The following is a 24,547-nucleotide window of genomic DNA, read 5'->3' as shown; positions in this document are numbered from 1 at the left end:
AATCAGATGGCGCCGTGGCGCGGCGGATTCTTTTCGTTGAGATAGTAGTTGCCGACCGCGTGATACTTCCAGCGCACCGGATCGTGCAGCGTGTGGGTGCGGGCGTTGCGCCAGTGGCGGTCGAGATTGTGCTCGGCCAGGGTGGCTTGGGTGCCGGCCAGCTCGAACAGCTTGCTGCCGGCGGCCAGTGAAATTTCGGTGCTCAGCACGCGTGCTTCCGCCACCGCAATCGAGGCTGCCGCTACCGAAGCCACGGTCGGATCCCAGGCCGCGGCGTCAACTGCCGCGCCGGCCAGTTCCAGCAATGCTTCCGCCCCCGCCAACCGCACCGCCAGGTCGCCGAACTCGCGTATCGTCAGCGGATCGTCAATGGCGCGCTCCACCTTGCTGTCGATCCAGGCGCGCGAGCGGGTGCGTACGAATACCGCGGCATCATGCAAGGCGGCGCGGGCGATGCCGATATCGATCGCCGCATGCAGCAGTTGCGCCACCGGTCCCAATGATGTCGGGCGCTCGAAGGCGCTCTGGAACGGCAGCACCTCTTCCGCTGTGACCCAGACATCCTCCAACACCACAGAGCCGCTGCCGGTGGTGCGCTGGCCGAAGCCGGACCAGTCGTCGATCACGCTGACGCCCTCAGCGTCGCGCTTGACGATGGCCAGTTGCTGGACACCGTCGTCATCGATCACCGAGACCGGAATCCGGTGCGCATAGAGCGCGCCGGTGGCGTAGAATTTACGGCCGTTGATACGGAAGCCGTCGCCATCCTTGCTCAGCCTGGTGCGCCGCTCCTGCGAGGTACGCGTGCCGAGTTCAGCCAGCGCATTGCCGAAGCGTTCGCCGGCCAGGATGCGTTCGAAGTAGTAGCGCTTTTGCGCTTCGCTGCCGTTGACGCGCAGGATCTCGACCGCATAGAAATGATTCTGCGGAATCTGTCCGAGCGAGCCGTCGGCGGCGGCGATCGTGGCGATCACTTCGGCCAGCGTGGCGTGCGAGACGCCGGCGCCGCCATAGACGCGCGGCACGGAAATTCCCCACAGGCCGGAACGGGAAAACTGTTCCAGCTCAGGCAGCGGCAGGCGCCGCTCACTATCGCGCTGGCTGGCCTCGCGGGTGAACGCTGCGGCCAATGCACGCGCCGCGGCAAGCGCCTGGATATCGTCGAGGATACGTACCACCGGTCCGGCGGCGGCGTTGATAGAAGTCGTCATGATGTCAGTTCCAGGAATGGCGCGCAGGGGCGATGCCGTTCAGCAAATAGTTGCCGATGGCGTGCAGCTTCCAGCGCACCGGATCATGCAAGGTATGAGTGCGAGCGTTGCGCCAGTGGCGATCCAGGTTATGTACCGCCAGGGTCGACGCCGAACCGGCCAGTTCGAACAGCTTCTCGCTGGCGAGCAGAGAAATCTCGGTGGTCAGCACCTTGGCTTTGGCGACCGCGATCGAGGCCCGCGCGGAGGCATCGGCGTCGATCGCCACGCTGGCAATCTGGTCCAGCGCCACTGCGGCCTTGACCAGCAGCGCATTGGCCGCATGCAGGCGGATCTTGAGGTCGCCGATGTCGCGGATCACATAGGGATCGTCGCTGGCGCGCTCCACTCCGCTGTCGGCCCAGGGCCGTGAACGAGTGCGCACGAAATGCACGGTGTCTTCGATGGCGGCGGCGGCTATGCCGGCGTCGATCGCGGCCTGGATCAGTTGCGAGGCTGCCCCCTGGATGCCGGCCTGCTCTGCCAGCTTGCGTAGCGGCAGCACATTTTCCGCGGCTACGGCCAGGTTTTCCAGCAGCACCGTGCCGCTGGCGGTGGTGCGCTGGCCAAACCCCGACCAGTCGTCGACGATAGTCAGGCCGGGCGTGCCGCGCTTGACGAACACCAGCACCGGCTGGCCCTGGTCGTCCAGCGCCTTGACCGGCACCCAGTGCGCGAACAAGGCGCCGGTGGAATAGAACTTCTTGCCGTTGAGGCGGTAGCCATTCGGCGTTTCGACGAGGCGCGCCTTCATCTCCAGGATGTTCTTGGTGCCACGCTCCGGTCCGGCATTGCCGATGCGCAGGCCGTTCAGGACGTCGCCGTAGATGCGCGCCTTTTGCGCGGCGTCGGCGCTGTGCGCGACCACGCCGAGGATACCGAAATGGTTTTGCGGAATCTGTCCCAGCGCCGGATCGGCCGCGCACAGCAGGCGGAACACTTCTGCCAGCGTGCGATAGGAAACCTGGGCGCCGCCGAACTCGCGCGGCACCGTGATGCCGCCCAGTCCGCTGGCGGAGAATTTTTCGATTTCTGCCCACGGCAGGCGGCGCTGGCTGTCGCGCACGCTGGCGTCGATGCGGAATTCGGCCGCCAGCTCGCGCGCAATGTCGAGCGCTTCCTGGTCGCTACTGATGCGATGCGCCGGCAAAACCCGGGGTAACAGGTCTGCCTGGCTTGCATCCGTTGCTTGTGTCGCGATAGACGACATGAATCACCTCTCTTGTTGTGCTTTGAGCGCAACTTGTGGCTGCGCTCGGTTGCCAAGAGAAAACGATAGCTTGCAGGCGTGCTCAGCGTCCAATAAGAAAAACGCTTGAGAGTATGCGGAAATTGTTGGGCCGGCGTTCAGCACAGACTGCCTGCTGCTTGCGACGCTATTGCGGGGGAGTAGAGGTCTGCCTCGGGAGGAAAGGAGGCATAGCCGCGATGAGCCTGGGGCCGCGGCCAGTCATCCGGTACATCGAACGACCGCGGCCAGATATTGAACTAATGCGAACTAATGGAACTGGTCAGGACTTGCAGGGAAGGAAGTACAAAGTTCAGTGTGCTGCAAAAATTCCATCCGCCGGATCAAACGGCGTCCGGGCCGGTCTCGCCGGTGCGGATGCGGATCACCTGCTCGATATTGCGCACGAAAATCTTGCCGTCGCCGATCTTGCCGGTGCGTGCCGCCTTGATGATGGCATCCACTGCGCGCTCGGTGAGGGCATCGTCGATCACCAGTTCGACTTTCACTTTCGGCAGGAAATCGACGACATACTCGGCGCCGCGGTACAGTTCGGTGTGACCCTTCTGACGGCCAAAGCCTTTTACCTCGGTCACGGTCAAGCCGGTGACGCCGACTTCGGCGAGGGCTTCACGCACCTCGTCCAGCTTGAAAGGTTTGATAACGGCAGTAATTTGCTTCATGGCAACTCCTTTTGGCATTAAATATAAATCTGTTGCAGTGTGCTTATCGCTCCGGCCAGATTCCGGCCCGGGCCAAGCGCAATCTCGTAGAGTATATGAAAAAGGCTATTTGTCTATACGCGGCAATCAATAACTCTGTTTTTAGGAGAGATATGCAACACGGAAGATAATTGCCCTTCTCTCAGTCCGGAATCTTTGCTAAGTCATTCAGCCATACAGTTGCTTCCGAGTCGCTAGGCGCGCGCCAGTCGCCGCGCGGCGACAGTGAACCGCCATTGCCGACCTTGGGTGCATTCGGCACGCAAGAGCGCTTGAACTGGCTGGTGCGGAAAAAGCGGTCGAGGAAAATCCCCAGATTGCGCTTGATGGCTGCCAGGTCATACTGATTCCTGGCGATTGCTGCATTCTCGTAGGGCCAGTTGCCCTTGCTCTTGTCATGCCAGGCCGCGTGGGCCAGGAAAGCCACCTTCGACGGTGCAAAGCCATAACGCAGTATGTAATACAGATTGAAGTCTTGCAATTCGTAAGGGCCGATGACGTTCTCGGTGATCTGCTCCGGTTTGCCGCTGGCTTTGCCCGGCACCAGTTCCGGGCTGATTTCGGTATTCAGCACATTCAGCAGGACATCGGAGCCGAGATAGCCGATCGCGCCGGTGTCGGCCACCCAACGCACCAAGTGCGAAATCAAGGTCTTGGGTACGCTGGCGTTGACGTTGTAATGCGACATGTGGTCACCGACGCCATAGGTGCACCAGCCCAGCGCCAGTTCGCTCAGGTCGCCGGTGCCGATCACGATGGCATGATGGAAATTGGCCAGCCGGAACAGATGATTGGTGCGCTCCCCGGCTTGCACGTTTTCAAATGTGATGTCGTACTGTTCCTGGCCGGCGGCATAGGGATGGCCGAGGTCTTTCAGCATTTGCAGGCAGCTCGGACGGATATCGATTTCCGACGCCGTGCTGCCGACCACCTGCATCAGTTGCCGCGCCTGCTGCAGGGTGCGGTCACTGGTGGCGAAGCCCGGCATGGTGTAGGCCAGGATATTCGCGCGCGGCAAATTCAAGCGGTCCATGGCCTTGGCGCAGACCAGCAAGGCATGCGTCGAATCCAGCCCGCCGGAGACGCCGATCACCACCTTGGACAACTTGCTGGAAGAGAGCCGTTGCACCAGCGCCTGCACCTGGATGTTGTAGACCTCGGTGCAACGCTCGTCGCGCCGCTTGCTATCCGCCGGTACGTAGGGGAAGCGCTCAACCTTGCGTTGCAGCGGCAAAGCCTGGTCCAGCGGCAGCGCCAGTTCAAAGCGGATCACCTCGAACTTCGCCACTTCGGCGGCATGGCGCCGCACCGACTGGCCGAAGGTGGTTTGCCGCATACGTTCGCGCGACAGGCGTTCCAGGTCGATATCGGCAAAAATGCTATGCGAGGCGTCCAGGAAACGCTCTGATTCCGCCAGCAGTTCGCCGTTTTCATAAATCAGGGCTTGGCCGTCCCAGGCCAGGTCGGTCGACGATTCGCCCTTGCCGGCCGAAGTGAACAAATAAGCAGACACACAGCGCGCGGATTGCTGGCCAACCAGCTGATGGCGGTAAGCGGCTTTCCCAACCAGTGCGTTGGATGCCGACAGGTTCACCAGCACGCTGGCGCCGGCCAGCGCGGCAAACGACGATGGCGGAATCGGCACCCAGACGTCTTCACAGATTTCGGCGTGGAAGCGCAGCAGCGGCAGGTTGGCCACCTCGAACAGCAAGCCGGTGCCGAAGGGGACCCTAGTTCCCAGCAAGGGGATTTCGCGCACCGCTGTGTTTTCGGCGGGACTGAATTGACGCAATTCGTAAAACTCGCCGTAGTTAGGCGGATAGCTTTTCGGCACGATGCCCTGGACCCGGCCGCCGGCAACGACAGCGGCGCAATTGAACAACTGATGCTCGACCCGCAAAGGCAGGCCGACAATCATCGCCAGCGACAGTTCGGCCGAGGCCGCCACCACTTCGGCCAGCGCCGCTTCGCAAGCATCCAGCAAGGCGCGCTGGTGAAACAGGTCGTCACAGGTATAAGCGGACAAACCCAGCTCCGGAAACGCCACCAGCACGGCGCCCTGCTGCTGCGCCTCGCGCGCCAGCTTGATGGTCTCGGCGGCGTTGAAAGCCGGATCGGCCACCCGGCAATTGGGCACGGCGACCGCGACACGCGCGAAATCATGGGAGTAAAGGTTCAGAAATTTGTTGGTTGTCATCATTCTTCCTGCGCTCTGCGTGATGCTTTCAATTATCGCATGTAATGCCCCCGGCTCAGGATGCCGCGGCAGAGCGGCGGCGATGCTGCTAAACTTCTTGCTTATTTTCGTTTCCGCCTCCTTCTTCATTCACGGCCAGTCCAGTCCTTGACCAATCAAACAACAGAGCAGAGCGCCAGCCAGTTCGCCACCCGCATCGTCGCTTCGCTGAGCGAAGTCGGCCAGACGGCATGGGACGAGCTGCTGGGCTTGCAAGCCGACGCCAATCCCTTCCTGTCCTTCACCTTCCTGCACGCCTTGCATGAAAGCGGTAGCGCCTCGGAAAAAGCCGGCTGGCAGCCGCAGTACATCACTTTGTGGAATCAGGCCGGGCAATTGGCGGCGGCGCTGCCCTTGTACGTCAAATACCATTCCTACGGCGAATACGTGTTCGACTGGGCCTGGGCCGACGCCTACCAGCGCAACGGCCTGGAATACTATCCCAAGCTGCTGTCGGCGATTCCGTTCACGCCGGTGACCGGCGGCCGCCTGCTGGCGCGCGACGCCACGGCGCGGGCGGCGCTGGTCAAGGTGCTGCAGTCGCTGCGGCGCGACACCCAGACCTCTTCCACCCACATCCTGTATCCGCCGGCAGAACAGGCCGAAGCCTTGCAGCAGGCCGGCTTCATGCTGCGCAGCGGCGTGCAGTTTCACTGGCTCAATCCCGGCTACCGCGATTTCGACGAATTCCTCGCCACGCTGGAACGCAAGAAGCGCAAGAACATCGTCGCCGAGCGGCGCAAGGTGGCCGAGGCCGGCGTGCGCCTGCGCCGGGTGCGCGGCGTCGACGCCACCGAGGCGGACTGGGTGTTTTTCAACCGCTGCTATGCGCGCACCTATGCCGAGCACCGTTCCACGCCCTATCTGAATCTGGATTTCTTCTTGCGCATCGGTGCCGGCATGCCACACAACATCCTGCTGATCGTGGCCGAGCGCGACGGCCGGCCGATTGCTTCCTCGCTGCTGATCCATACCGAGCAGACCTTGTACGGCCGTTACTGGGGCGCTCTGGAATTCGTACCCTGCCTGCATTTTGAAACCGCCTATTACCAACCGCTGGAATTCTGCATCGAGCAAAAAATCGCCTGTTTCGAAGGCGGCGCCCAAGGCGAGCACAAGATGGCGCGCGGCTTCCTGCCGCAGAAAACCTGGTCGGCGCACTGGCTGGCGCATCCCGGCTTTGCCGATGCCGTGGCCAATTTCCTGGAACAGGAAGCGGACGGCATCGACAGCTACATGGATGAACTGAACGACCGCAATCCTTTCCGCCCGACCCCACCCTGATCAATTCGCCCACACCACTTTAAGAGCAGCCATGCAACCGACCGACATCTTGCTAGCCTTGCTGACCGTCATGATCTGGGGCATGAATTTCGTCGTCATCAAGATCGGCCTGGCAGGTTTGCCGCCGCTGCTGTTTTCAGCGCTGCGCTTTGTCTTTGCAGCGTTGCCGTTGGTGTTTTTCATCAAGCGGCCGGCGATTCCCTGGCGCTACCTGATCGGCTTCGGCCTGTTCCAGTTCGCCCTGCAATTCTCGCTGCTGTTCTCCGGCATGCAGCTCGGCATAGGCGCCGGGCTGGCATCGCTGGTGATCCAGCTGCAGGCGTTTTTCACCATCGGCCTGGCGGTGCTGCTGCTGGGCGAGCGGCCGTTGCTGACGCAACTGCTGGGCGCGCTGGTGGCGTTGGCCGGCATCGCGCTGGTGGCCAGCCACCTGGAAGCGCAAGCGACCGTGATCGGCTTCCTGCTGGTGATCGGCGCCGGCCTGAGCTGGGCCAGCGCCAATATCGTCACCAAGAAGATCGGCAAGGTCAACCCGTTGGCGCTGATGGCCTGGGGCTCGCTGATGGCGGCGCCGCCCTTGCTGCTGGCGTCGGTGCTGCTGGAAGGCCCGGCTGCCTGGCACAGCGCCTTTGCGCATTTTGGCTGGGTTTCGGTGGCGGCGGTGTTTTACCAGTCCTATCCGAACACCATCGTCGGCTACGGCATCTGGACCATCCTGATGCGCAAGTACCCGGCGGCGACCGTGGCGCCGTTCTCGCTGCTGGTGCCGCTGGTGGGCATGCTGAGTGCGGCCATCCTGCTGAGCGAAGCGCTGCAGTGGTGGAAAATCGCCGCCGGCCTGCTGGTGCTGGGCGGACTAGCCCTGAACCAGTTCGGCGGGCGCCTGCTGCCGCTATTCAGGCGGCCGTAGCGATACGGCCCAGCCCCTGCTCGACGGTATCGAGAAACAGTCCGTTAGGGTGGGCACCTGTGCCCACGCGGAACGTCGATCATGCAAGGAGCGATTCGGCGTGGGCAGAAATTCTGCCCACCCTACGGAAAACCGCCAGGGCATGAAAAAAGCGCACCGCGGTGCGCTTTTCAACATCACAAACCGCGGCCTGTTCAAGCAGGCCGCCATTCCGACACATTACGCCACGATGGACTTCTTGTAGGCCTCGACGCCCGCCAGGATTTCCTTACGCGCTTCGTCCGGGCCGAACCAGCCGTCGATCTTGACCCATTTGCCCTTTTCCAGATCCTTGTAGTGCTCGAAGAAATGCTGGATCTGCTTCAGGCGCAGTTCATTCATGTCTTCCGGCTTTTGCCAGTGGGTGTAGATGCTCAGCACCTTGTCGACCGGCACCGCCAGCAGCTTGGCGTCCTGGCCGGCTTCGTCCGACATCTTCAGCACGCCCACTGGACGGCAGCGCACCACCACGCCAGGGAACAGCGGGAACGGCGTGATCACCAGCACGTCGACCGGATCGCCGTCTTCCGACAAGGTTTGCGGGATATAGCCGTAGTTGCATGGGTAATGCATGGCAGTGCCCATGAAGCGGTCAACAAAAATCGCGCCGGACTCCTTGTCGACTTCGTATTTGATCGGATCGGCATTCATCGGGATTTCGATGATGACGTTGAAATCGTTTGGCAAATCGCGCCCGGCCGATACTTGATTCAGACTCATGGTGTGCTCTCGTCAATAATTGAAAAATTTGCTACTACCTTCGCAACCTTAAATTATAACGGCTCACGGCCTTATCGTGCGACGCAGCATTGACTTATCTTATTTCTCGTAGGCTTTTAGTTGCTCATATGGAAACATATGTCAAATGATATACAGAGACGCAAAGTTGACACGCCGATCAGGTAATGAACTCCTCCAAAAATTTATCCGCCTCGCTAGTTCGTATGTTGCTTTCCTGCTACAGTATCCGGTCAGCAAATTTGCCTGGAGCCTACGTGATAATTGGTATAGACCTTGGAACAACCAATAGCTTGGTGGCCGTCTGGAAGAACGGCACGGCAACGATTATCCCCAATTCACTGGGCAAGCCTCTTACGCCGTCGTGCGTGACCATCATGGACGACGACTCGTTCGCAGTCGGTGAAGTCGCAAAGGAACGCCTGCAAACGCATCCGGCAAAAACCGCGGCCGTATTCAAGCGCTACATGGGAACCAATCGCGGCACCAGGCTGGGAGGGCGCTCGTACCGGGCTGAGGAGCTATCTTCGTTTGTACTGCGCGCATTGAAAGCTGACGCTGAAGCCTATCTGGGCCACGCTGTTTCCGAAGCAATCATCACGGTGCCAGCCTATTTCAGCGATGCGCAACGCAAGGCAACCCGCATCGCCGCCGAGCTGGCAGGCTTGAAGGTGGAACGTCTACTCAACGAACCGACTGCTGCCGCCTTAGCCTATGGCCTGCAAACCAGCGGCGAAAGCAAGTTTCTGGTGTTTGACCTGGGCGGAGGCACGTTTGACATTTCCATCCTCGAACTATTTGAAGGAGTGATGGAGGTACGTGCGAGTTCCGGCGACAATTTCCTGGGCGGCGAGGATTTTTCCACCGCATTGAGCGACGCTTTCCTCGAACATTCCGGCTTGAACAAAGCACTGGGCAAGCACGACCATCTGCCGCCATCTATCGTGCAACGCTTGCGCGCGATCGCTGAGCAAGCCAAATGCGCCCTGAGCGACAGTCCTAGCGCGACCATGACGCTCCACGAAAAGGAAAAGACCTATTCGTGGTCCGTTACCCAGGAAGAATTTCAAACGCTAGCTGAACCTTTGCTTGAGCGCTTGCGCCAGCCGATTGAGCGCGCGCTGCGCGATGCGCGCATCATGCCAGCCGAGCTTGACAGCATCATCCTCGCCGGCGGTGCTACGCGCATGCCGATAGTGCGCAAGCTGGTGGCGCGCATGTTCGGGCGCTTCCCGGTGGTTGATCTGAATCCGGATGAATTGGTAGGATTAGGCGCGGCGGTTCAAGCCGGCTTGAAGATGCGCGATGCCGCCCTCGACGAAGTGGTGATGACAGATGTCTCGCCCTATTCGATGGGCATTGAAATTTCGCGCCGCCTCGGCCCCGGCCAACTGGCGCAGGGCTACTACATGCCTATCATTAATCGCAACAGCGTTGTACCTGTCAGCCGGGTGTCTCAAGCTGCCACCGTGTTAGACAATCAAACCATGCTCGATATAAATATCTACCAGGGCGAGTCGCCGATGGTGAAAGACAATATATATCTGGGCCAGCTCAAGATCCCGGTGCCGGCACGGCCGGCCGGTGAAATAAAAATGGACATTCGCTTCACTTACGACGTCAACGGCCTGCTTGAAGCAGAAGTGCTGGTACTGGAAACCGGTGTCTCGCATGCGCTGGTGGTCGAAGAAAATCCCGGCGTATTAAACCCCGACGAGATACGTGAGCGTTTGCTTTCCTTGCAAGCCATCAAGATTCATCCGCGCGATCAAACTCGAAACCGGACCACGCTGGCGCGTGCCGAACGCATGTATCAAGAACTGCTAGGCCCGGCCCGCGAGGCCGTGGGAAATGCGATCGCCGTGTTCCAAGGGGCCCTTGATCAGCAGGAACCGGCCCGTATCAACGCAGTCCACAGCAGCGTCCTTGCACTGCTCGAGCAGCTAGAGCTGGCTCCGAAACTCATCCAGGATTGAATATGCAAGGAAACAGCCGGGAACAGGAGCTGTGGTCGATTCTGCAAATCGAGCCGACCAGTGAAGTCCAGCTTATCAAGCGCGCCTATTCCAAGCGCCTGAAAGTCGTGCGGCCTGACGACGATATGCATCTATTCCAACAGTTGCGTGCAGCTTACGAATGGGCGCTGGAACGCAGCCACGCCGCCGCGCCAGCGCCACCTGTTATTGCGAGGCCCGCTGCCAGCGCCGCAGCGGATATGCCGCCAATGGACGATTTTTTTCGGATCAAGCCGGCGGCGCCTCTCATCCAGGAAAAAAATCTAAAGCTATCGCAGGCAGAAGAAGCAAGGATGACAGGCGAGATCGCCCATTTGGCTTGGCAAAAACTGACGTACAATTGCCAGCCTGTGATTGACATTCCGTTTGACGCCGCAAACGCAGCCGAGCTTTCCGACGCCATCAAAACAGTCTCCAGCCACCTCAGCAATGCCCTGCGCGCATCTTCGATGGAAGCATTGGCAACACGCCACGCGTTTCAAAATCTGGCTTTCAACTACTGTGCGAATGACAGCGCCTCGCCCCTGCTACGCATAGCGTGCCTCAGCGTTTTCAATTGGGCAGACGAGCAAAAATTCCTGGACCGGCAGACCAATGGCAAGGCTTACTTCGCCATTGAGCGAGCGCTGGCCGATTCTCAATATCTCTCACTGTTGCAGCGCGCCGAAGCTTCGCAGGCATTGGACGACATGTTGCGTGGCGCCGCAGTTATCCGCTGGCACAAATTCTACTCATCGGCGTATCGCACGGATATGCGCCACTGGCTACGTGAACTGGTGACTTCACTACGCCATGCTGCACAATATCATTTCGACCAAGCGGCGCTAGCGCGTTGGCAAGAACTCATAACGCGTCCGTGGCCAGACCTGCATGGCCTGCTGTTCGCCGCATTTGGCGGCTTGGGCCTGGCAGTCGTGGTTACCGGCATGATCCGCGACGACATGCTTTCCGCCGGACTCAGATGGCTGCAGAATGGCAGCGTGTTACTGGCACTGGCTGCGCTCCTCTTGCTTGCGCCAGCCCTGTTGATCGCTGCCTATCCGCGTTTCCTGCACCCATACATACGGCTGGCCATCAAGCGCTTTCAGCATTTGCCGCGCATCGACAGCGCCATATGGTGCCTCGGCGCAGTGCTCTCGGTCATGCTGTTTTTCTTCAAATCGCTACCGGCAGTACTGCAGCAAGCCTTGATCCCTGCGACCTGCATCCTGCTGCTTGCAGACATCAGCCTTAGGCGTGAACAAAAAATTAGCTATGTCGTCCAGCTGGGCGTGATAGTCGCGTTTGTGTTTTTCCCTCTCCAGCATGCGCTAGCGCCGTTCTATGGCGAAACGCTATTGCTCTTTTCCACATTGACAGCAGCGTTGGTCCTGAGCTCGCGCCCCATACTCTTCACCCTCAGCAATATCGACCTGTTTCGGCCGCCAATACGATTCGCCATGCTGGCAGCAGGAGCGCTGGTAGTTGCCGCACAATTTGCTATCGTGCCATATTCCCTATCGATAGCGGCAGCCTTAGGCTGGCTCTGGTTCTTGCTTGGTTCCGGATCAGCCGACCTGTTTTGCTCATTCATGATGCGCTCTGCCCCCGGTCACATTCGCTCAATTACATGGTTAATTACAGTTGGCCTGCTGTTTCTGCTGCCGCAAAACTACCCAATCGACTCCCCCATTCAAGGCATGCTTCAACTGCAAATGGTGGTGGCGCTGTCAATCGTCATTGGTTTGATAGAGGATGGCATCGCCCGCATCAGGCAAAAACTGGTCGCGCGCAAAACTGGTTGAAGCTGCCGCCACTGCAGCAAGCGTAACGCATCCGGTTAGAGAAGCCTGCCTCGGCCTGATTTGCCGGCGCTAGCCACAACCTCGGCAAGATTGTTTCTTGCCGATTTCATTCCTGCGCAATTTGCCAACGCATTCGCTGCGCGCCAACATCGTCCATTCTCGGCGTTGCTCCTTGCTGGGGCCTATGGCAATCCGCTGCGCAATCTGTTTCAAGCCATGCCGCAGTAATCCTGCCGCCCTAGGCCAATCCATTACCACCTGCAGCACTTTCTCGCACAGTGGAGAAACCATTACCTTGCAAACATTTCTGTTTTAACTTATATTTCAGTAATTACTGAAAACTCAAAATATCATGCATACCATCCCCCCAGCCAGCCCCCCTGCCGTCAGCACTCCGCTCACGCCATTGACGCCCCTCACCCAGCGCTTCATCTCGCATTTCGGCGAAATGGGCAGCCGCTGGGGCATCAATCGCACCGTTGGGCAGATTTATGCGTTACTTTATGTCCTGGGGCAACCTTTGAACGCCGACCAGATTGCCGAATATCTGACGTTTTCCCGCTCCAACGTCAGCATGGGCCTGAAGGAGCTGCAGTCGTGGCGACTGGTCAAGCTGCTGCATCACCCCGGCGATCGCCGCGAGTATTTCGAACCGCCGAAAGATATCTGGGATATTTTCAAGACTTTGCTGGAAGAGCGCCGGCGCCGTGAAATCGAGCCGACCTTATCGATGTTGCGCGATGCGCTGCTGGAAACCCCTGCCAACGAAACCGACCAGCAGGCGCAGCAGCGGATGCGCGAAATGTACAACCTGATCGAGCTGTCCAGTTCCTGGTTTGACGATGTGCAGCGCCTCTCGCCGGAAACCCTGGCTTCGCTGATGAAGATGGGTTCCAAGGTCAAGAAGCTGCTGGATGTACGCGACAAGTTCCGCATGCCTGGCTCGGGCAGCAAGACCAAGAGTAGCAGCACCGACCATCCCGATGTATACCAGAACGCTAAGTTGAAGGAGTAGACGCCCTATGTCTTTCGCCTTGAATAAACGCTTCACCCGCTTGCCGCTGGCAGTCGAAATCACCGTCATCCTGGTGGTCAAGATCGCCCTTCTGATGGTGCTCTGGAAAGCTTTTTTCTCCGAACCGCAAACAAAAAAAATGCGCATGCCGACTGACTTGGTGGAGCAACACATGCTCAGTCCGCAACCCGCTGCCATCCCTTCCCATTTACCCCCCTCTGAGGCCCGCCAATGATTCCTATTGATGAAGTCGTCGCCCTGTCGCGTCTGCAGTTCGCAGCAACCGCGATGTTCCACTTCCTGTTCGTGCCGCTCACCCTCGGGCTGGCATGGATCCTGGTGATCATGGAGTCGGTCTATGTCATGACCGGCAGTCCGGTCTACAAGGACATGACGCGTTTCTGGGGCAAGCTGTTCGGCATCAATTTCGCCATGGGCATTGCCACCGGCATCACCCTGGAATTCCAGTTCGGCACCAACTGGTCGTATTACTCGCACTATGTCGGCGACATTTTCGGTACGCCGCTGGCGATCGAAGGGATGATGGCCTTCTTCCTCGAATCGACCTTCGTCGGCCTGTTCTTCTTCGGCTGGGACCGCCTGTCGCGCGTCCAGCATCTGTTGATCACGTTCCTGGTGGCGCTCGGCTCCAGCCTGTCGGCCCTGTGGATCCTGATCGCCAACGGCTGGATGAACAATCCAGTCGGCGCCGAGTTCAACTATGAAACCATGCGCATGGAGCTGACCAGCATCGTCGACGTCATCTTCAATCCGGTGGCGCAGGTGAAGTTCGTGCACACCCTGTCGGCCGGCTACGTCGCCGCCTCGATGTTCGTGCTCGGCATCTCCGCCTTTTACCTGCTGCGCGGCCGCGACACTGCCTTCGCCCTGCGCTCGTTTGCCATCGCGGCCGGCTTCGGCCTGGCCTCGACCCTGTCAGTGATCGTGCTCGGCGACGAATCGGGCTACACCGCCGGCGAAGTCAACAAGGTCAAGCTGGCGGCCATGGAAGCCGAATGGCATACCGAGCCGGCGCCGGCCGGCATTACCGTGGTCGGCTGGCCCAACGAGAAAGAACAGCGTACCGACTACGCCATCAAGATCCCCTACGTACTGGGCCTGATCGGCACGCGCTCGGCCGACAAGCAGATCACCGGCATCCAGGACCTGAAGAAGGAACATGAAGTGCGCATCCGCAACGGCATGCTGGCGTACGCCGCCCTGACCCGCCTGAAAGGCGGCGACAAGTCGCCCGAGGCGGTGGCCGCCTTCGACAAGCTGAAAGACGATCTCGGCTATGGCTTGCTGCTGAAGAAGTACACGCCGAACGTGGTCGACGCCACGCCGGAACAGATCGGCATGGCGGTCAATGACACCTTCCCGAAAATCGCGCCGATGTTCTGGTCGTTCCGGCTGATGGTCGGCCTCGGCATCCTGTTCCTGTTCATCTTCTCCTGTTCGTTCTATTTCCTGATCCGCAAGCAGCTGGCCAAGCAGCGCTGGCTGCTGCGCCTGGCGGTGTACAGCATCCCGCTGCCGTGGGTCGCGATCGAGCTGGGCTGGCTGCTGGCGGAATACGGCCGCCAGCCATGGACCATCTCTGGCGTATTGCCGACCCATTTGTCGGCTTCGACCTTGCAGCCTGGCAGCCTCTACTTCAGCCTGGCCGGTTTCCTCGGCTTCTATACCTTCCTGTTTGTCATCGAAATGATACTGATGGTGAAATACGCCCGCCGCGGCCCGAGCAGCCTGCATACCGGCAAGTACCACTGGGAACGCCTTGAAGCATCAACCGTCGATTCGACTGCCAAGGCATAAGGAGAAACCGCCATGTTTGACTATGAAACCTTAAAGATCATCTGGTGGGGCTTTGTCGGCGTGCTGCTGATCGGCTTCGCCCTCACTGACGGCTTCGACTTCGGGGTCGGCATGATGCTGCCCTTTATCGGCAAGACCGACGGCGAACGACGGGTCGTCATCAATTCGATAGGCAGCACCTGGGAAGGCAACCAGACCTGGTTCATCACCGCCGGCGGCGCCATTTTTGCTGCCTGGCCGCTGGTCTACGGCGCGGCGTTCTCGGGCTTCTATGTGGCCTTGATGCTGCTGCTGTTCTCGTTGTTCTTCCGTCCGGTCGGCTTCGATTACCGCAGCAAGGTGGCCGATACGCGCTGGCGCAATGCCTGGGACTGGGGCTTGTTCGCCGGTGGTTTCGTGCCGCCTCTGATCTTCGGCGTCGCCTTCGGCAATCTGTTCCTCGGCGTACCCTTCCATTACGACGACACCATGCGGGTGGAGTACACCGGCAACTTCTTCCAGCTGCTCAATCCTTTCGGCCTGCTGGCCGGCCTGCTAAGCGTGACCATGCTGCTGATGCACGGCGCGGCTTACCTGCAAGTCAAGACCGATGCCCTGATCGCTGAGCGCGCGCGCAGCATCGCCAAGGTGGCCGGACTGGTGACGGTGCTGCTGTTCGTCGCGGGCGGCTTCTGGGTGGCTTTCGGCATCCACGGCTATCGCATCACCGCCATGCCGGATGCCAACAGCGCCTTCATGCCGATCGTCAAGACCGTGGTTACCGCCAACGGTGCCTGGTTCGACAACTATGCGCGCTGGCCTGCGATCTGGGCCTTCCCTATCGTTGCCGTCGCCGGCGCTTTGCTGTGCGTGGTGTTCAGCGCGGCCAACAAGGCCACTGCTGCCTTTCTGTCCAGCGGCTTTTGCGTGACCACCGTCATCCTGACCGCAGGCGCATCCCTGTTCCCATTCATCATGCCGTCTTCGCTCGATCCAAACAGCAGCCTGACGATCTGGGATGCGGTATCTAGCCACAAGACGCTTGGCATCATGTTCTGGGTGGTGGTCATCATGCTGCCGATCATCCTGCTGTACACCACCTGGGTGTACCGGGTCATGCGCGGCAAGGTCACGCTCAAGCATATCGAAGACAACGAACACACCGCTTATTAAGCGCAGATACAGGAGAAGATTATGTGGTATTTCGCATGGATATTAGGAGTCGGCCTGGCGCTGGCGTTCGGCATCATCAACGTCATGTGGCTGGAAGCCAACTACGCCTTCGGCAGCAGGGATGAAGAAACCACGCGCGAACGCTTTGAAAGCGCGGCGGCCGAGCATGAAGCCAGGAGCCGTAAAAAATGAGCGCCGCCTATCCTGTGGCAAATTTGGTGGCCCCCAGCGCGGAGTGCGAGACGCTCTTGCCCGGGCACGATTTCGTCGATGCCTATCAGGTCCGGGCCGATCTCCCCGGCCTGAGCGCCAGGCAAGCCGCCGAAGCCATCATCAAGCATCCGCCAAGCTGGATCAGTCTACTGATGGCGACCCGCAATCGCGTGGTGAGCTTGTTCCAGCTGCGCACGGTGGAATTCGGCGTCGACAATCCGCATGCGCTGCCGCATACGTTGGGCGGCTTCCCGCTGGTGGCGCAATCGGAGCGCGAGGTGGTGCTGGGGTTCGATGACAGCCACCTGGATTTCCGCATCAGCATCAGAGTCGCCCCGGACGGCCCGGAGGCAACACAAGTGACGCTCTCGACCATCGTCAAGACCAACAATCTGCTGGGACGCAGCTATCTGGCGACGATCATGCCGCTCCACCGGCTGATCGTGCGCCATCTGCTGGAGCATGCGCGCTTCCGGCAGCAACCGTCCTGACAGCGCCTGCCTTGGTTCTAGGCTGACGCCGCTACCTTGGCGGCCGTCAGCTGATCCTGAACTTCTGCGCCGCCAGCCTCATCGCCGCTATCACTGATGGCCAGCGCCACCTGCTCCAGCTTGGTCACCGCCACGTTCAGCGAATCGTTGATTTGCGCCTTGCTGTGCTCGGGCATGGTTTCCGCTATCTGCGCCACCGCTCCTGCCAGATCGATCAGCGCCAGCGTCAGGCTGGCGATCAGGTCGCGCTCATTAGTCATCTTTCAAGTCCAGTATCATACGGGGACGGCATTATTACATTACACAGCCGAATGCAAAACCGTCGGCAATAAAAAAACCTCATCAAAAGCTCATCACGCTGGAATTTGAATCTTGGATCATCAACAGACACAAACATCGCTGGCCTTGTTTTGCAAAGTCGTCGACAACTATGGCGACATCGGCATCTGCTGGCGCCTGGCGCGTCAGCTGGAGCAGGAACACGGCATCGCCGTCACCCTGTGGGTCGACGACCTGTACAGCTTCCGGCGGATTTGCCCGGAAGTCGACATCGACCTCGAACGGCAATTGGTCAGCGGCGTCACCGTACGCCACTGGCGCGGCCAGGACGGCGCATTCACCGCGCAAGACGTGGCCGATATCGTCATCGAATTCTTTGCCTGCGACCTGCCGCCCGGCTACATCCAGGCCATGGCGGAGCGCGCGCCGCGGCCGGTGTGGCTGAACCTGGAAGGCTTGAGCGCGGAAGCATGGGTGGAAGGCTGCCACGCCTTGCCGTCGACGCAGCCGCGCTCCCTGATCAAATACTTCTTCTTCCCCGGCTTCACCAGCCGCACCGGCGGCCTGCTGCTGGAATCCGGCTTGCTGCGGCAGCGCCAGGCTTTCCAGCAGGATGCCGGGGCGATGCGCGCCTTTCTTGGACAGTTCGGCGTGACCCCGGCCGAGATGACGGCGACCAAGGTTTCCCTGTTCTGCTACCCGCAGGCGCCGCTCACCGAATTGTTCGCGGCCTGGCAAGCCGGCGACAAGGCCATCACTTGCCTGGTGCCGGAAGGCGTCGCCGCCGATGCGGCCCAGGCCTTCCTGGGACAAGCGGCGACCGCTGGCGTCTGCGCCACTCGCGGCGCGCTGACCGTGCGCGTGCTGCCCTTCGTGCCGCAGCCCGACTACGACAAGCTACTGTGGGCCTGCGACCTTAATTTCGTGCGCGGCGAGGATTCCTTCGTGCGCGCGCAGTGGGCAGCAAAGCCATTCATCTGGCACATCTACCCGCAAGACAAGGACTTGCACCACGTCAAGCTGAACGCCTTCTTGCAAGCCACCAGTGCAAAAACCTCCAGCCTGGTCACATTCTCCCTGGGATGGAACGGCGCCGCTGGGGAAACCATTGACTGGAACGTGGCATGGCGCCGGCTTGACGCCGACCTGCCGGAAATTGCCAGACTGTCCACTGATTGGGAGCAACAATTGTTGGCAAATGGCGACCTGGCCGCCAATTTATGCAAGTTCGTCGAAACAGTTAAGTAAGGGGCATGAAAAAATAGGTTAAAATATAGGGCTAATTTTTGACGCATTCTAAAATTCAATCATACGTGGGCTTGCGGTGCTTCCTGCCAGTAGGCTACAGATGATTTTTATGCAACCTACTTTTTACGTATATTCGCTATGAAACCAGCAAAAGAAATTCGTGTCGGCAACATCATCATGGTTGACAGCAAGCCTATGATCGTCCTGCGCTCTGACGTCAACGGTTCGAGCCGCACGGGCTTCACCTACAAGTGGAAACTGAAGAACCTGCTGACCAACGCCCCGATGGAAAACGTTTTCCGCGGCGACGACAAGTTCGACGTGGTCGTGCTCGACAAGAAGCCAGTCACTTATTCGTACTTCGCCGATCCGCTGTTCGTGTTCATGGACGCTGATTACGAACAATACGAAATCGAAGAAGAAAACCTGGGCGACGCCCTGCACTACCTGAAAGACGGCATGGAATGCGAAGCCGTGTTTTACGACGGCAAGGCAATCTCGGTCGAACTGCCGACCACCATCCAGCGCCAGGTTGTGTACTCGGAGCCAGCGGTCAAGGGCAACACTTCGGGCAACGTCCTGAAAGAAGCCAAGATCGAAAACGCCATCGAAGCCAACCAGCACATCGTCATGGTGCCGCTGTTCGTCAGCTCCGACGACATGATCGAAATCGACACACGCACCAACGAGTTCAAGAAGCGCGCTTAATAGCCCCTTCTGCTCACAAAAAAACGCTGCCAATCATGCGCAGCGTTTTTTTTCGCCCATCTCATTTACGGGAATGAACGATCAGTCTTATTTCGATAAAAAAGGCAGCTAGCAATAACTCGTCGCTGCCACTCTACCCGGCGCAAAAATTCAACCGAGGATTAAGATGGCCCTGGAATTTGAATGATCGTTCAGTCTATCAAATTCTCCGACCAACCGGACAGCCGCAGCCCGCCAGGACCTCAGGACTCCAGCCCGAGCAGAAACTGCCGCAGCAACCCCGCCAGCTGCGCCTGATCCTGGGTGCTCATGTGCGCCAGCAAGCGCTGCTCGTTGCGCACATGCGCCGCCACCGCCCGCTCCACCAACGCCAGGCCGGCGGCAGTCAAGGTAATCAGAACGCTGCGCCGGTCATCCGGATTGTGGGCGCGCTCGACCAGTCCGGCACGCTCCAGGTGATCGATGCGGTTGGTCATGGTGCCCGAGGTAATCATCAGCGACTGCAGCAGCGCATTCGGCGATAGCCGATATGGCGCGCCGGCCCGGCGCAAGGTCGCCAGCACGTCGAACGACCAGTTGGTAAGGCCGAACGGCTCGAGGCCGTCATTCACCCCGCGCTCCAGGTAATGCGAGAGGCGGCTGATGCGGCCGATCACCCCCATTGGCGAGCTGTCTAGGTCGGGGCGCTCGTTTTGCCATTGCTCAAGAATCTTATCAACCTTATCCACTGTCATTGCGCACACTCTATTCAAATAATGATGGATATAAGACCATATCTTGACATCAAGAGATCTTTCTGTAAAATGTATTTATCTTGACATAGAGATAGTTTATATAGAGATATATCATGAAAAAACCCTCACTTCTTGGCGACACCCTGCTGACCGCGATTGCGCCGGCCATCTGGGGCAGCACCTATCTGGTAACGACGCAGCTGCTGCCGGCCGGACATCCGCTGATGCTGGCAATGCTGCGCGCGCTGCCGGTCGGCCTGTTGCTGCTGGTATTGCTGCGTCAGCTGCCGAGCGGCATCTGGTGGCTGCGCGTGTTCGTGCTGGGCGCGCTCAACTTCACCATTTTCTGGTCGCTGTTGTTCGTCTCGGCCTACCGCTTGCCGGGCGGCGTCGCCGCCACCGTCGGCGCTATCCAACCGCTGCTGGTGCTGCTGTTTTCCTGGCTGATGTTCAAGCAGGCGCCGCGCCGCCTGGGGCTGCTGGCCGGCGCCGCCGGCATCGCCGGCGTCGCTTTGCTGGTATTGACGCCAGCCGCCGCGCTCGATGCCTGGGGCATAGGCGCCGGCTTGCTCGGCACGCTGTCGATGGCGATCGGCACCACACTCAGCAAACGCTGGCGCGCACCGGTAGCGCCGCTGACTTTCACCGCCTGGCAATTGAGCGCGGGCGGCTTGCTGCTGTTGCCGCTGGCCCTGTGGCTGGAACCCGCTGCCTGCGCTGAGCGCGCAAAACATCGCCGGCTTCGCCTATCTGGGCCTGGTCGGCGCCGGCCTCACTTACTGGCTGTGGTTCCGCGGCTTGCAGAGGCTGCAGCCGGCAGCCGCTGCCTCGCTCGGCCTGCTGAGCCCGGTGACTGCCACCGTGCTTGGCTGGCTGGTGCTGGACCAGCAACTGGCGCCGCTGCAGATACTGGGCGCGGCGATCATCCTGGCCAGTGTCTGGCTCGGCCAATGGGCAGCACGGCCGGCGCCAGACAAACCGGCGCCTACTAATGCAGCAAGGCCGCTGCGCCACGCCGCCCCGGTGCGGAGCTAGCAAGACGCAGCGGCCTTGGCCGGTCTGACGATTTGTTTGCTGCTTACTTACTTGCTGCTTACTTGCCGAGTATTTCCGCCAATTTCTTGTTGCCCATGCCAAAGCTGGCGATCACCGCCAGGCTGATCAGCGCCAGGAAACCGCCCAGCCACAGCGTGGCGGAAATTCCCACCGCATCGACCACCACACCGCCGGTGAAGGAGCCGAGCGCGATCGCTACCTGGACGATGCTGACAAACAGCGCCGAACCGGCTTCCGGCAAATCAGGCGAAGACAGTTGCAGCCAGATGCTGAGGCACAACGGGATGGCGCCGAAGGCAACGCCCCAGGCCAGCACCATGACCGCTACCGCAGCCGGTGACGCATGCACCAGCGGCAATGTCACCAGGGCCACCAGCAAGATCGCCACCATGGCGAACAGCGAAGCCTGCAGATGACGCGTCACAGCCGTCGAGATCGCCAGGTTGGCGATAAAGCCGACGAAGCCGAAGCCCAGCAGCACAGAGGTAATCGCCGGCAAGCTGAAGTTGTTTTGCGCCAGGAACGGCGTGACATAGGTGTAGGACGAGAAGTGCGCGCCAAACACCAGCGCCACCATCAGCAAGCTCTTGCGGGCTGTGGGCCGGCTCAGCAAGGCACGCAGGTCACTGAAACGGATCGCTGCTTTTGACGGCAAGGCCGGCAACAGAAAAGCTTGCGCCGCCAGCGCCACCGCAGCCAATGCGCCGGTAGCGATGAACGATGCGCGCCACGAATACAACCCGCTGATGAAGGTACCAAGCGGTACCCCTATCACGGTAGCGAAGGTGACGCCGCTCAGTATCATCGCGGTCGCCTTGGCCGCATGCTCTTGCCGCACCAGCCGCCCCGCAGTCGCCAGCGCCAAGGTCCAGAAGCCGCCCAGGGCCGCCCCCAGCAGGGCCCGGCCCAGCAGCATGATGCCGAAGCTTGGCGCAAAGGCCGACACCAGGTTCGATGTCAGCAACAGGATGGAAAGCGCCAGCAGAATGAAGCGGCGATCGATGCGCCCTGCCCCCAGCATCAGACCCGGCGCCGAAATGGCGGCGATGATGCCGGGCGTCGTCACCATCAGGCCGGCGGTACCCGGCGAGACGCCAAGATCGCTGGCGATCTGCGGCAGCAAACCCACCGGCAGGAATTCCGTCGTCACGAAAGCAAAAGCACCTATCGCCACCGACACCACCGACAGCCAGGAGCGCAGCGGCGATGCTGTGCTGGCCACGTGGGCCGGCATATCGAGAAGGCTGTCGTTTTGTGCGCTAAGCGCGGCCAGATTTTTTTCCATGTAAAACTCCCCTGCGCCTGGTCCGTGACCAGCGCCTAATAAACTGAATAAAGCGAATTGATTTAAACCAGCCGGCCTTGACTCACTACTTGCTCGCCGGCTGCACTGCAATGGCATCGAGGCGGCCACGGCATGCATGTACACATGCGCCACGATTAAACTGTATTATTTTTTACTACAGTTAAGAATATAAAAATAGGATCAAAATGATCCTTCCTGCCCCCGCTGAAATTAACTGTAATATACCAGAATACAGTTAACCATAAAAAAACAGCCTATTTTCCAGTCTTGTCGGCGATCTTGTTGACCAGTTCGCACAACTTTCTTTCGCGCAAAATATCCAGCAAGGCGCTTTCCACTTCCGACACCACCGGATCCAGCACCATGTCCATGCCACAGCTGACCGGACAGCACAGGTCTTTCGAACGCGTATTGTGCTTCAGCACCGGCCCCTCCTCCACCGCCTGGTAAATCTCCGCCAGGTTGATGGCCGAAGCCGGCCGCGCCAGCTGCACGCCGCCCCCCTTGCCTTCCTTGGTCACCACCAGCTTGGCCTTGCTTAGCTTGCGCAGCAGCTCGCGCACGAAAACCGGATTAGTATTGACGCTGGCAGCGATCGCCGTGGACGAGAAATACACTTCCCCGCCCCTGGTGGCGTACTCCACGCTGACTAAAATATGCGCCGCGACGGCAAATCGACTGGACTTCATACTGTAATTATATTCCATACAGATAATCGTGCAACGAATATCTTGATATATGCTTATGGGGCTGTCGATGCACGCTGGCAGTCACCAACCAAATAACGGAATCGATATGGCCAAATACCTGGAGAGAGACGCAGTGATAGCACTGGAGGATTTGCCGAATATCGGCAAGGCCGGCGCCGCCGACCTGCGCTGTATCGGCATCCTGCAGCCGGGGCAGTTGGTCGGCCAGTCGCCGCTGCAGATGTATGAGAAATTATGCAGCACGACCGGCGCCCGCCACGATCCCTGCGTGATCGATGTCTTCATGTCGGCGGTGCGCTACATGGAAGGCGCCGAACCGCTGCCGTGGTGGTCATACACGGCAGAGCGCAAGCGCCTGCTCAAGTCAGGCTAGCAGACCAGGCAGCTTGCCGCCGTGGATGAAGACGACTATTCATATTCCAGTATTACGAGAGTAAAAATGCAATTGACCTGGCTTGAAGATTTTGTTGAACTGGCTCGGACACGCAGTTTTTCTCGCGCCGCGGAAAACCGCTTTGTCACGCATCCGGCCTTCGGGCGCCGCATCCACGCACTGGAACAATGGGTGGGCGCAGACTTGGTTGCGCGCACGCAACCGCTGTCCCTGACCCCGGCTGGCAAGCTGTTTCTCGATGCAGCGACGCATGCGATCGATGTCTTGCATGCGGCCCGGGCGCAATTGCAGGATACCGTTCAGCATCCGGAAGAAATCTTGCGGGTCGCCACTGGCCGTACCTTGGCGAGCACTTTTTTCCCAGGCTGGTATGAAACGATCAACCAGCGTTTCGGCCCATTTCCAGTCTCGGTCAGCACCGGTGGCGCGCAAGAGGTCATCTTGCGCTTGGCGAGTGGGGATGTCGATTTGCTGGTCATTTACTCCAGCCCGGCGACGCGCCTGCTGATTGATCCGCAGCGTTACGAATCCGTCGCGCTTGCACGCGAGATGCTATTGCCGGTCAGCGCCTCGGATGCCAAAGGACAGCCCAAATTCCGTTTGCCGGCCGGCGATGCGGCGCCCCCGATTCCCTGGCTGGCCTTTTCGCAGTCGCTGACGCTGCGCGGCGTGCTCGCCAGGCATCTGGCCGGCTTGCCGAAAAAACTGTCGCTGCGCACGGTCTACCAGGCCGACTCTTACGAGTCGATCCTGGAAATGGCGAAGCGTGGCGCCGGCCTGGCCTGGTTGCCGCAACGGCTGGTGCAGGACGATTTAAAGCAAGGCAATCTGCTGCTGGTCGGCGATGCTGACATGCGCATCGGCTTCGATATTTCCCTCTACCGCATGCGGGGCAATGCCAATGCGCTGGTCAAAGCAATCTGGGAGGGCGTTTCTGCTGACGCCGTCGATGAGCTGTGACATCAGACAGCAAAGCACAATCGCAATAAAAAGCACAAGCCTGTGCCGAAACGGCAATCCGGACTGCCGCACGCTCCCTATACTTCCTCAAATTTTCAAAAATTGCTGACGCGATCCGCCGCAGGACGCTCTGCCGGCGCAGCCGTCAGAGCGTCCTGCGGCGTGCCGCCAGCCAGTCTTTGAAAATCAAAAATAGCGCGCATCGTGCATTTTCGCACTAGATGAAACGCAAAAAACAACAATTCTGGAGCCATCGC

At 59.7% G+C, this 24,547-nt stretch carries 24 protein-coding genes and 1 pseudogene; 15 read left to right on the top strand and 10 right to left on the bottom strand.

Going from position 1 to position 24,547, the window contains the following annotated elements:
* Positions 1–2: 2 nt before the first annotated feature.
* From CPter91_RS08680 to CPter91_RS08665, 4 genes are all read right to left on the bottom strand, one after another.
* Positions 3–1,211, bottom strand: a complete 1,209-nt coding sequence (locus tag CPter91_RS08680; protein WP_061939350.1) for an SfnB family sulfur acquisition oxidoreductase — start codon at positions 1,209–1,211, stop codon at positions 3–5.
* Between the two features lie 4 nt (positions 1,212–1,215).
* Entirely contained in the window at positions 1,216–2,460 is a 1,245-nt protein-coding gene (locus CPter91_RS08675) for an SfnB family sulfur acquisition oxidoreductase (protein ID WP_061939348.1), read from the bottom strand.
* A gap of 362 nt (positions 2,461–2,822) precedes the next feature.
* Complete coding sequence (locus CPter91_RS08670; RefSeq protein WP_038487829.1) at positions 2,823–3,161, bottom strand: P-II family nitrogen regulator; 339 nt, start codon at positions 3,159–3,161, stop codon at positions 2,823–2,825.
* Positions 3,162–3,342: 181 nt separating this feature from the next.
* Positions 3,343–5,397, bottom strand: a complete 2,055-nt coding sequence (locus CPter91_RS08665; RefSeq protein ID WP_417924848.1) for an NAD(+) synthase — start codon at positions 5,395–5,397, stop codon at positions 3,343–3,345.
* A gap of 147 nt (positions 5,398–5,544) precedes the next feature.
* Between CPter91_RS08665 and CPter91_RS08660 the strand changes: the two genes are divergently transcribed.
* On the top strand, positions 5,545–6,720 hold the full coding sequence (locus CPter91_RS08660) for a GNAT family N-acetyltransferase (RefSeq protein WP_061939344.1): 1,176 nt from the start codon (positions 5,545–5,547) through the stop codon (positions 6,718–6,720).
* 31 nt (positions 6,721–6,751) lie between these two features.
* Positions 6,752–7,630, top strand: coding sequence for an EamA family transporter (locus CPter91_RS08655; RefSeq protein WP_061939342.1), 879 nt, complete (start codon positions 6,752–6,754; stop codon positions 7,628–7,630).
* Between the two features lie 219 nt (positions 7,631–7,849).
* On the opposite strand, the gene ppa is transcribed toward CPter91_RS08655, so the two are convergent.
* Complete coding sequence (ppa, locus tag CPter91_RS08650; RefSeq protein ID WP_061939340.1) at positions 7,850–8,389, bottom strand: inorganic diphosphatase; 540 nt, start codon at positions 8,387–8,389, stop codon at positions 7,850–7,852.
* 275 nt (positions 8,390–8,664) lie between these two features.
* Here ppa and CPter91_RS08645 point away from each other — a divergent pair, with 275 nt between their 5' ends.
* From CPter91_RS08645 to CPter91_RS08610, 8 genes are all read left to right on the top strand, one after another.
* Positions 8,665–10,383 (top strand): molecular chaperone HscC, encoded by a 1,719-nt coding sequence (locus tag CPter91_RS08645; protein WP_061939338.1) that lies wholly within the window; start codon positions 8,665–8,667, stop codon positions 10,381–10,383.
* A gap of 2 nt (positions 10,384–10,385) precedes the next feature.
* Positions 10,386–12,206 carry a J domain-containing protein gene (locus CPter91_RS08640; RefSeq protein WP_061939336.1) on the top strand — a complete coding sequence of 607 codons (1,821 nt, stop codon included), beginning with the start codon at positions 10,386–10,388 and terminating at the stop codon, positions 12,204–12,206.
* 352 nt (positions 12,207–12,558) lie between these two features.
* Complete coding sequence (locus CPter91_RS08635; protein WP_061939334.1) at positions 12,559–13,221, top strand: GbsR/MarR family transcriptional regulator; 663 nt, start codon at positions 12,559–12,561, stop codon at positions 13,219–13,221.
* Positions 13,222–13,228: 7 nt separating this feature from the next.
* A complete protein-coding gene (gene cydP, locus CPter91_RS08630) occupies positions 13,229–13,456 on the top strand; it encodes a cytochrome oxidase putative small subunit CydP (protein WP_061939332.1) in 228 nt (75 codons plus the stop codon).
* A complete protein-coding gene (locus CPter91_RS08625) occupies positions 13,453–15,039 on the top strand; it encodes a cytochrome ubiquinol oxidase subunit I (protein WP_061939329.1) in 1,587 nt (528 codons plus the stop codon). The genes cydP and CPter91_RS08625 overlap by 4 nt, the downstream gene beginning before the upstream one ends.
* A 12-nt stretch (positions 15,040–15,051) precedes the next feature.
* Positions 15,052–16,191 carry a cytochrome d ubiquinol oxidase subunit II gene (gene cydB / locus CPter91_RS08620; protein WP_061939327.1) on the top strand — a complete coding sequence of 380 codons (1,140 nt, stop codon included), beginning with the start codon at positions 15,052–15,054 and terminating at the stop codon, positions 16,189–16,191.
* Positions 16,192–16,212: 21 nt separating this feature from the next.
* Positions 16,213–16,383: a cytochrome bd-I oxidase subunit CydX gene (cydX, locus tag CPter91_RS08615; RefSeq protein WP_061939325.1), complete on the top strand. Its 171-nt coding sequence runs from the start codon at positions 16,213–16,215 to the stop codon at positions 16,381–16,383.
* Positions 16,380–16,895, top strand: a complete 516-nt coding sequence (locus CPter91_RS08610) for a DUF2867 domain-containing protein (RefSeq protein ID WP_061939323.1) — start codon at positions 16,380–16,382, stop codon at positions 16,893–16,895. Before cydX ends, CPter91_RS08610 begins: the two co-directional genes overlap by 4 nt.
* 17 nt (positions 16,896–16,912) lie before the next feature.
* Here the strand turns inward: CPter91_RS08610 and CPter91_RS08605 are convergent, their stop codons facing one another.
* The gene (locus tag CPter91_RS08605; protein ID WP_061939321.1) at positions 16,913–17,155 is read right to left on the bottom strand and encodes a hypothetical protein; all 243 of its coding nucleotides are present in this window, start codon (positions 17,153–17,155) and stop codon (positions 16,913–16,915) included.
* 112 nt (positions 17,156–17,267) lie between these two features.
* On the opposite strand from CPter91_RS08605, the gene earP reads away from it, so the two are divergent.
* Entirely contained in the window at positions 17,268–18,422 is a 1,155-nt protein-coding gene (gene earP, locus CPter91_RS08600) for an elongation factor P maturation arginine rhamnosyltransferase EarP (RefSeq protein ID WP_061939319.1), read from the top strand.
* A gap of 138 nt (positions 18,423–18,560) precedes the next feature.
* Positions 18,561–19,130 (top strand): elongation factor P, encoded by a 570-nt coding sequence (locus CPter91_RS08595; RefSeq protein WP_061939317.1) that lies wholly within the window; start codon positions 18,561–18,563, stop codon positions 19,128–19,130.
* A gap of 242 nt (positions 19,131–19,372) precedes the next feature.
* On the opposite strand, the gene CPter91_RS08590 is transcribed toward CPter91_RS08595, so the two are convergent.
* Positions 19,373–19,864, bottom strand: a complete 492-nt coding sequence (locus CPter91_RS08590) for a MarR family winged helix-turn-helix transcriptional regulator (RefSeq protein WP_099047179.1) — start codon at positions 19,862–19,864, stop codon at positions 19,373–19,375.
* A gap of 113 nt (positions 19,865–19,977) precedes the next feature.
* On the opposite strand from CPter91_RS08590, the pseudogene CPter91_RS08585 reads away from it, so the two are divergent.
* Positions 19,978–20,899 (top strand): annotated as a pseudogene (locus tag CPter91_RS08585) (EamA family transporter).
* Between the two features lie 58 nt (positions 20,900–20,957).
* Here CPter91_RS08585 and CPter91_RS08580 read toward each other — a convergent pair.
* Positions 20,958–22,205 (bottom strand): MFS transporter, encoded by a 1,248-nt coding sequence (locus CPter91_RS08580; RefSeq protein WP_082792691.1) that lies wholly within the window; start codon positions 22,203–22,205, stop codon positions 20,958–20,960.
* Positions 22,206–22,480: 275 nt separating this feature from the next.
* Positions 22,481–22,915 (bottom strand): Rrf2 family transcriptional regulator, encoded by a 435-nt coding sequence (locus CPter91_RS08575; RefSeq protein WP_061939315.1) that lies wholly within the window; start codon positions 22,913–22,915, stop codon positions 22,481–22,483.
* Positions 22,916–23,021: 106 nt separating this feature from the next.
* Between CPter91_RS08575 and CPter91_RS08570 the strand changes: the two genes are divergently transcribed.
* A complete protein-coding gene (locus CPter91_RS08570; RefSeq protein ID WP_099047178.1) occupies positions 23,022–23,309 on the top strand; it encodes a helix-hairpin-helix domain-containing protein in 288 nt (95 codons plus the stop codon).
* Between the two features lie 66 nt (positions 23,310–23,375).
* Positions 23,376–24,290, top strand: a complete 915-nt coding sequence (locus tag CPter91_RS08565; RefSeq protein WP_061939313.1) for a LysR substrate-binding domain-containing protein — start codon at positions 23,376–23,378, stop codon at positions 24,288–24,290.
* A gap of 95 nt (positions 24,291–24,385) precedes the next feature.
* Here CPter91_RS08565 and CPter91_RS26865 read toward each other — a convergent pair whose 3' ends face one another.
* Positions 24,386–24,544: a hypothetical protein gene (locus CPter91_RS26865; protein WP_167595142.1), complete on the bottom strand. Its 159-nt coding sequence runs from the start codon at positions 24,542–24,544 to the stop codon at positions 24,386–24,388.
* Between the last annotated feature and the right edge of the window lie 3 nt (positions 24,545–24,547).

It is taken from the genome of Collimonas pratensis (assembly GCF_001584185.1).
GTDB lineage: Bacteria > Pseudomonadota > Gammaproteobacteria > Burkholderiales > Burkholderiaceae_D > Collimonas > Collimonas pratensis.
The sequence above is the reverse complement of the archived record's forward strand: the minus strand, read 5'-3'. Positions and strand labels throughout refer to the sequence as shown.

Coding starts and splice junctions, on each gene's coding strand:
- CPter91_RS08680 (WP_061939350.1), bottom strand. CDS start 1,211: ATGACGACTTCTATCAACGCCGCCGCCGGACCGGTGGTACGTATCCTC.
- CPter91_RS08675 (WP_061939348.1), bottom strand. CDS start 2,460: ATGTCGTCTATCGCGACACAAGCAACGGATGCAAGCCAGGCAGACCTG.
- CPter91_RS08670 (WP_038487829.1), bottom strand. CDS start 3,161: ATGAAGCAAATTACTGCCGTTATCAAACCTTTCAAGCTGGACGAGGTG.
- CPter91_RS08665 (WP_417924848.1), bottom strand. CDS start 5,397: ATGACAACCAACAAATTTCTGAACCTTTACTCCCATGATTTCGCGCGT.
- CPter91_RS08655 (WP_061939342.1), top strand. CDS start 6,752: ATGCAACCGACCGACATCTTGCTAGCCTTGCTGACCGTCATGATCTGG.
- ppa (WP_061939340.1), bottom strand. CDS start 8,389: ATGAGTCTGAATCAAGTATCGGCCGGGCGCGATTTGCCAAACGATTTC.
- CPter91_RS08640 (WP_061939336.1), top strand. CDS start 10,386: ATGCAAGGAAACAGCCGGGAACAGGAGCTGTGGTCGATTCTGCAAATC.
- CPter91_RS08635 (WP_061939334.1), top strand. CDS start 12,559: ATGCATACCATCCCCCCAGCCAGCCCCCCTGCCGTCAGCACTCCGCTC.
- cydP (WP_061939332.1), top strand. CDS start 13,229: ATGTCTTTCGCCTTGAATAAACGCTTCACCCGCTTGCCGCTGGCAGTC.
- CPter91_RS08625 (WP_061939329.1), top strand. CDS start 13,453: ATGATTCCTATTGATGAAGTCGTCGCCCTGTCGCGTCTGCAGTTCGCA.
- cydB (WP_061939327.1), top strand. CDS start 15,052: ATGTTTGACTATGAAACCTTAAAGATCATCTGGTGGGGCTTTGTCGGC.
- cydX (WP_061939325.1), top strand. CDS start 16,213: ATGTGGTATTTCGCATGGATATTAGGAGTCGGCCTGGCGCTGGCGTTC.
- CPter91_RS08610 (WP_061939323.1), top strand. CDS start 16,380: ATGAGCGCCGCCTATCCTGTGGCAAATTTGGTGGCCCCCAGCGCGGAG.
- CPter91_RS08605 (WP_061939321.1), bottom strand. CDS start 17,155: ATGACTAATGAGCGCGACCTGATCGCCAGCCTGACGCTGGCGCTGATC.
- CPter91_RS08595 (WP_061939317.1), top strand. CDS start 18,561: ATGAAACCAGCAAAAGAAATTCGTGTCGGCAACATCATCATGGTTGAC.
- CPter91_RS08590 (WP_099047179.1), bottom strand. CDS start 19,864: ATGACAGTGGATAAGGTTGATAAGATTCTTGAGCAATGGCAAAACGAG.
- CPter91_RS08580 (WP_082792691.1), bottom strand. CDS start 22,205: ATGGAAAAAAATCTGGCCGCGCTTAGCGCACAAAACGACAGCCTTCTC.
- CPter91_RS08575 (WP_061939315.1), bottom strand. CDS start 22,915: ATGAAGTCCAGTCGATTTGCCGTCGCGGCGCATATTTTAGTCAGCGTG.
- CPter91_RS08570 (WP_099047178.1), top strand. CDS start 23,022: ATGGCCAAATACCTGGAGAGAGACGCAGTGATAGCACTGGAGGATTTG.
- CPter91_RS08565 (WP_061939313.1), top strand. CDS start 23,376: ATGCAATTGACCTGGCTTGAAGATTTTGTTGAACTGGCTCGGACACGC.
- CPter91_RS26865 (WP_167595142.1), bottom strand. CDS start 24,544: ATGGCTCCAGAATTGTTGTTTTTTGCGTTTCATCTAGTGCGAAAATGC.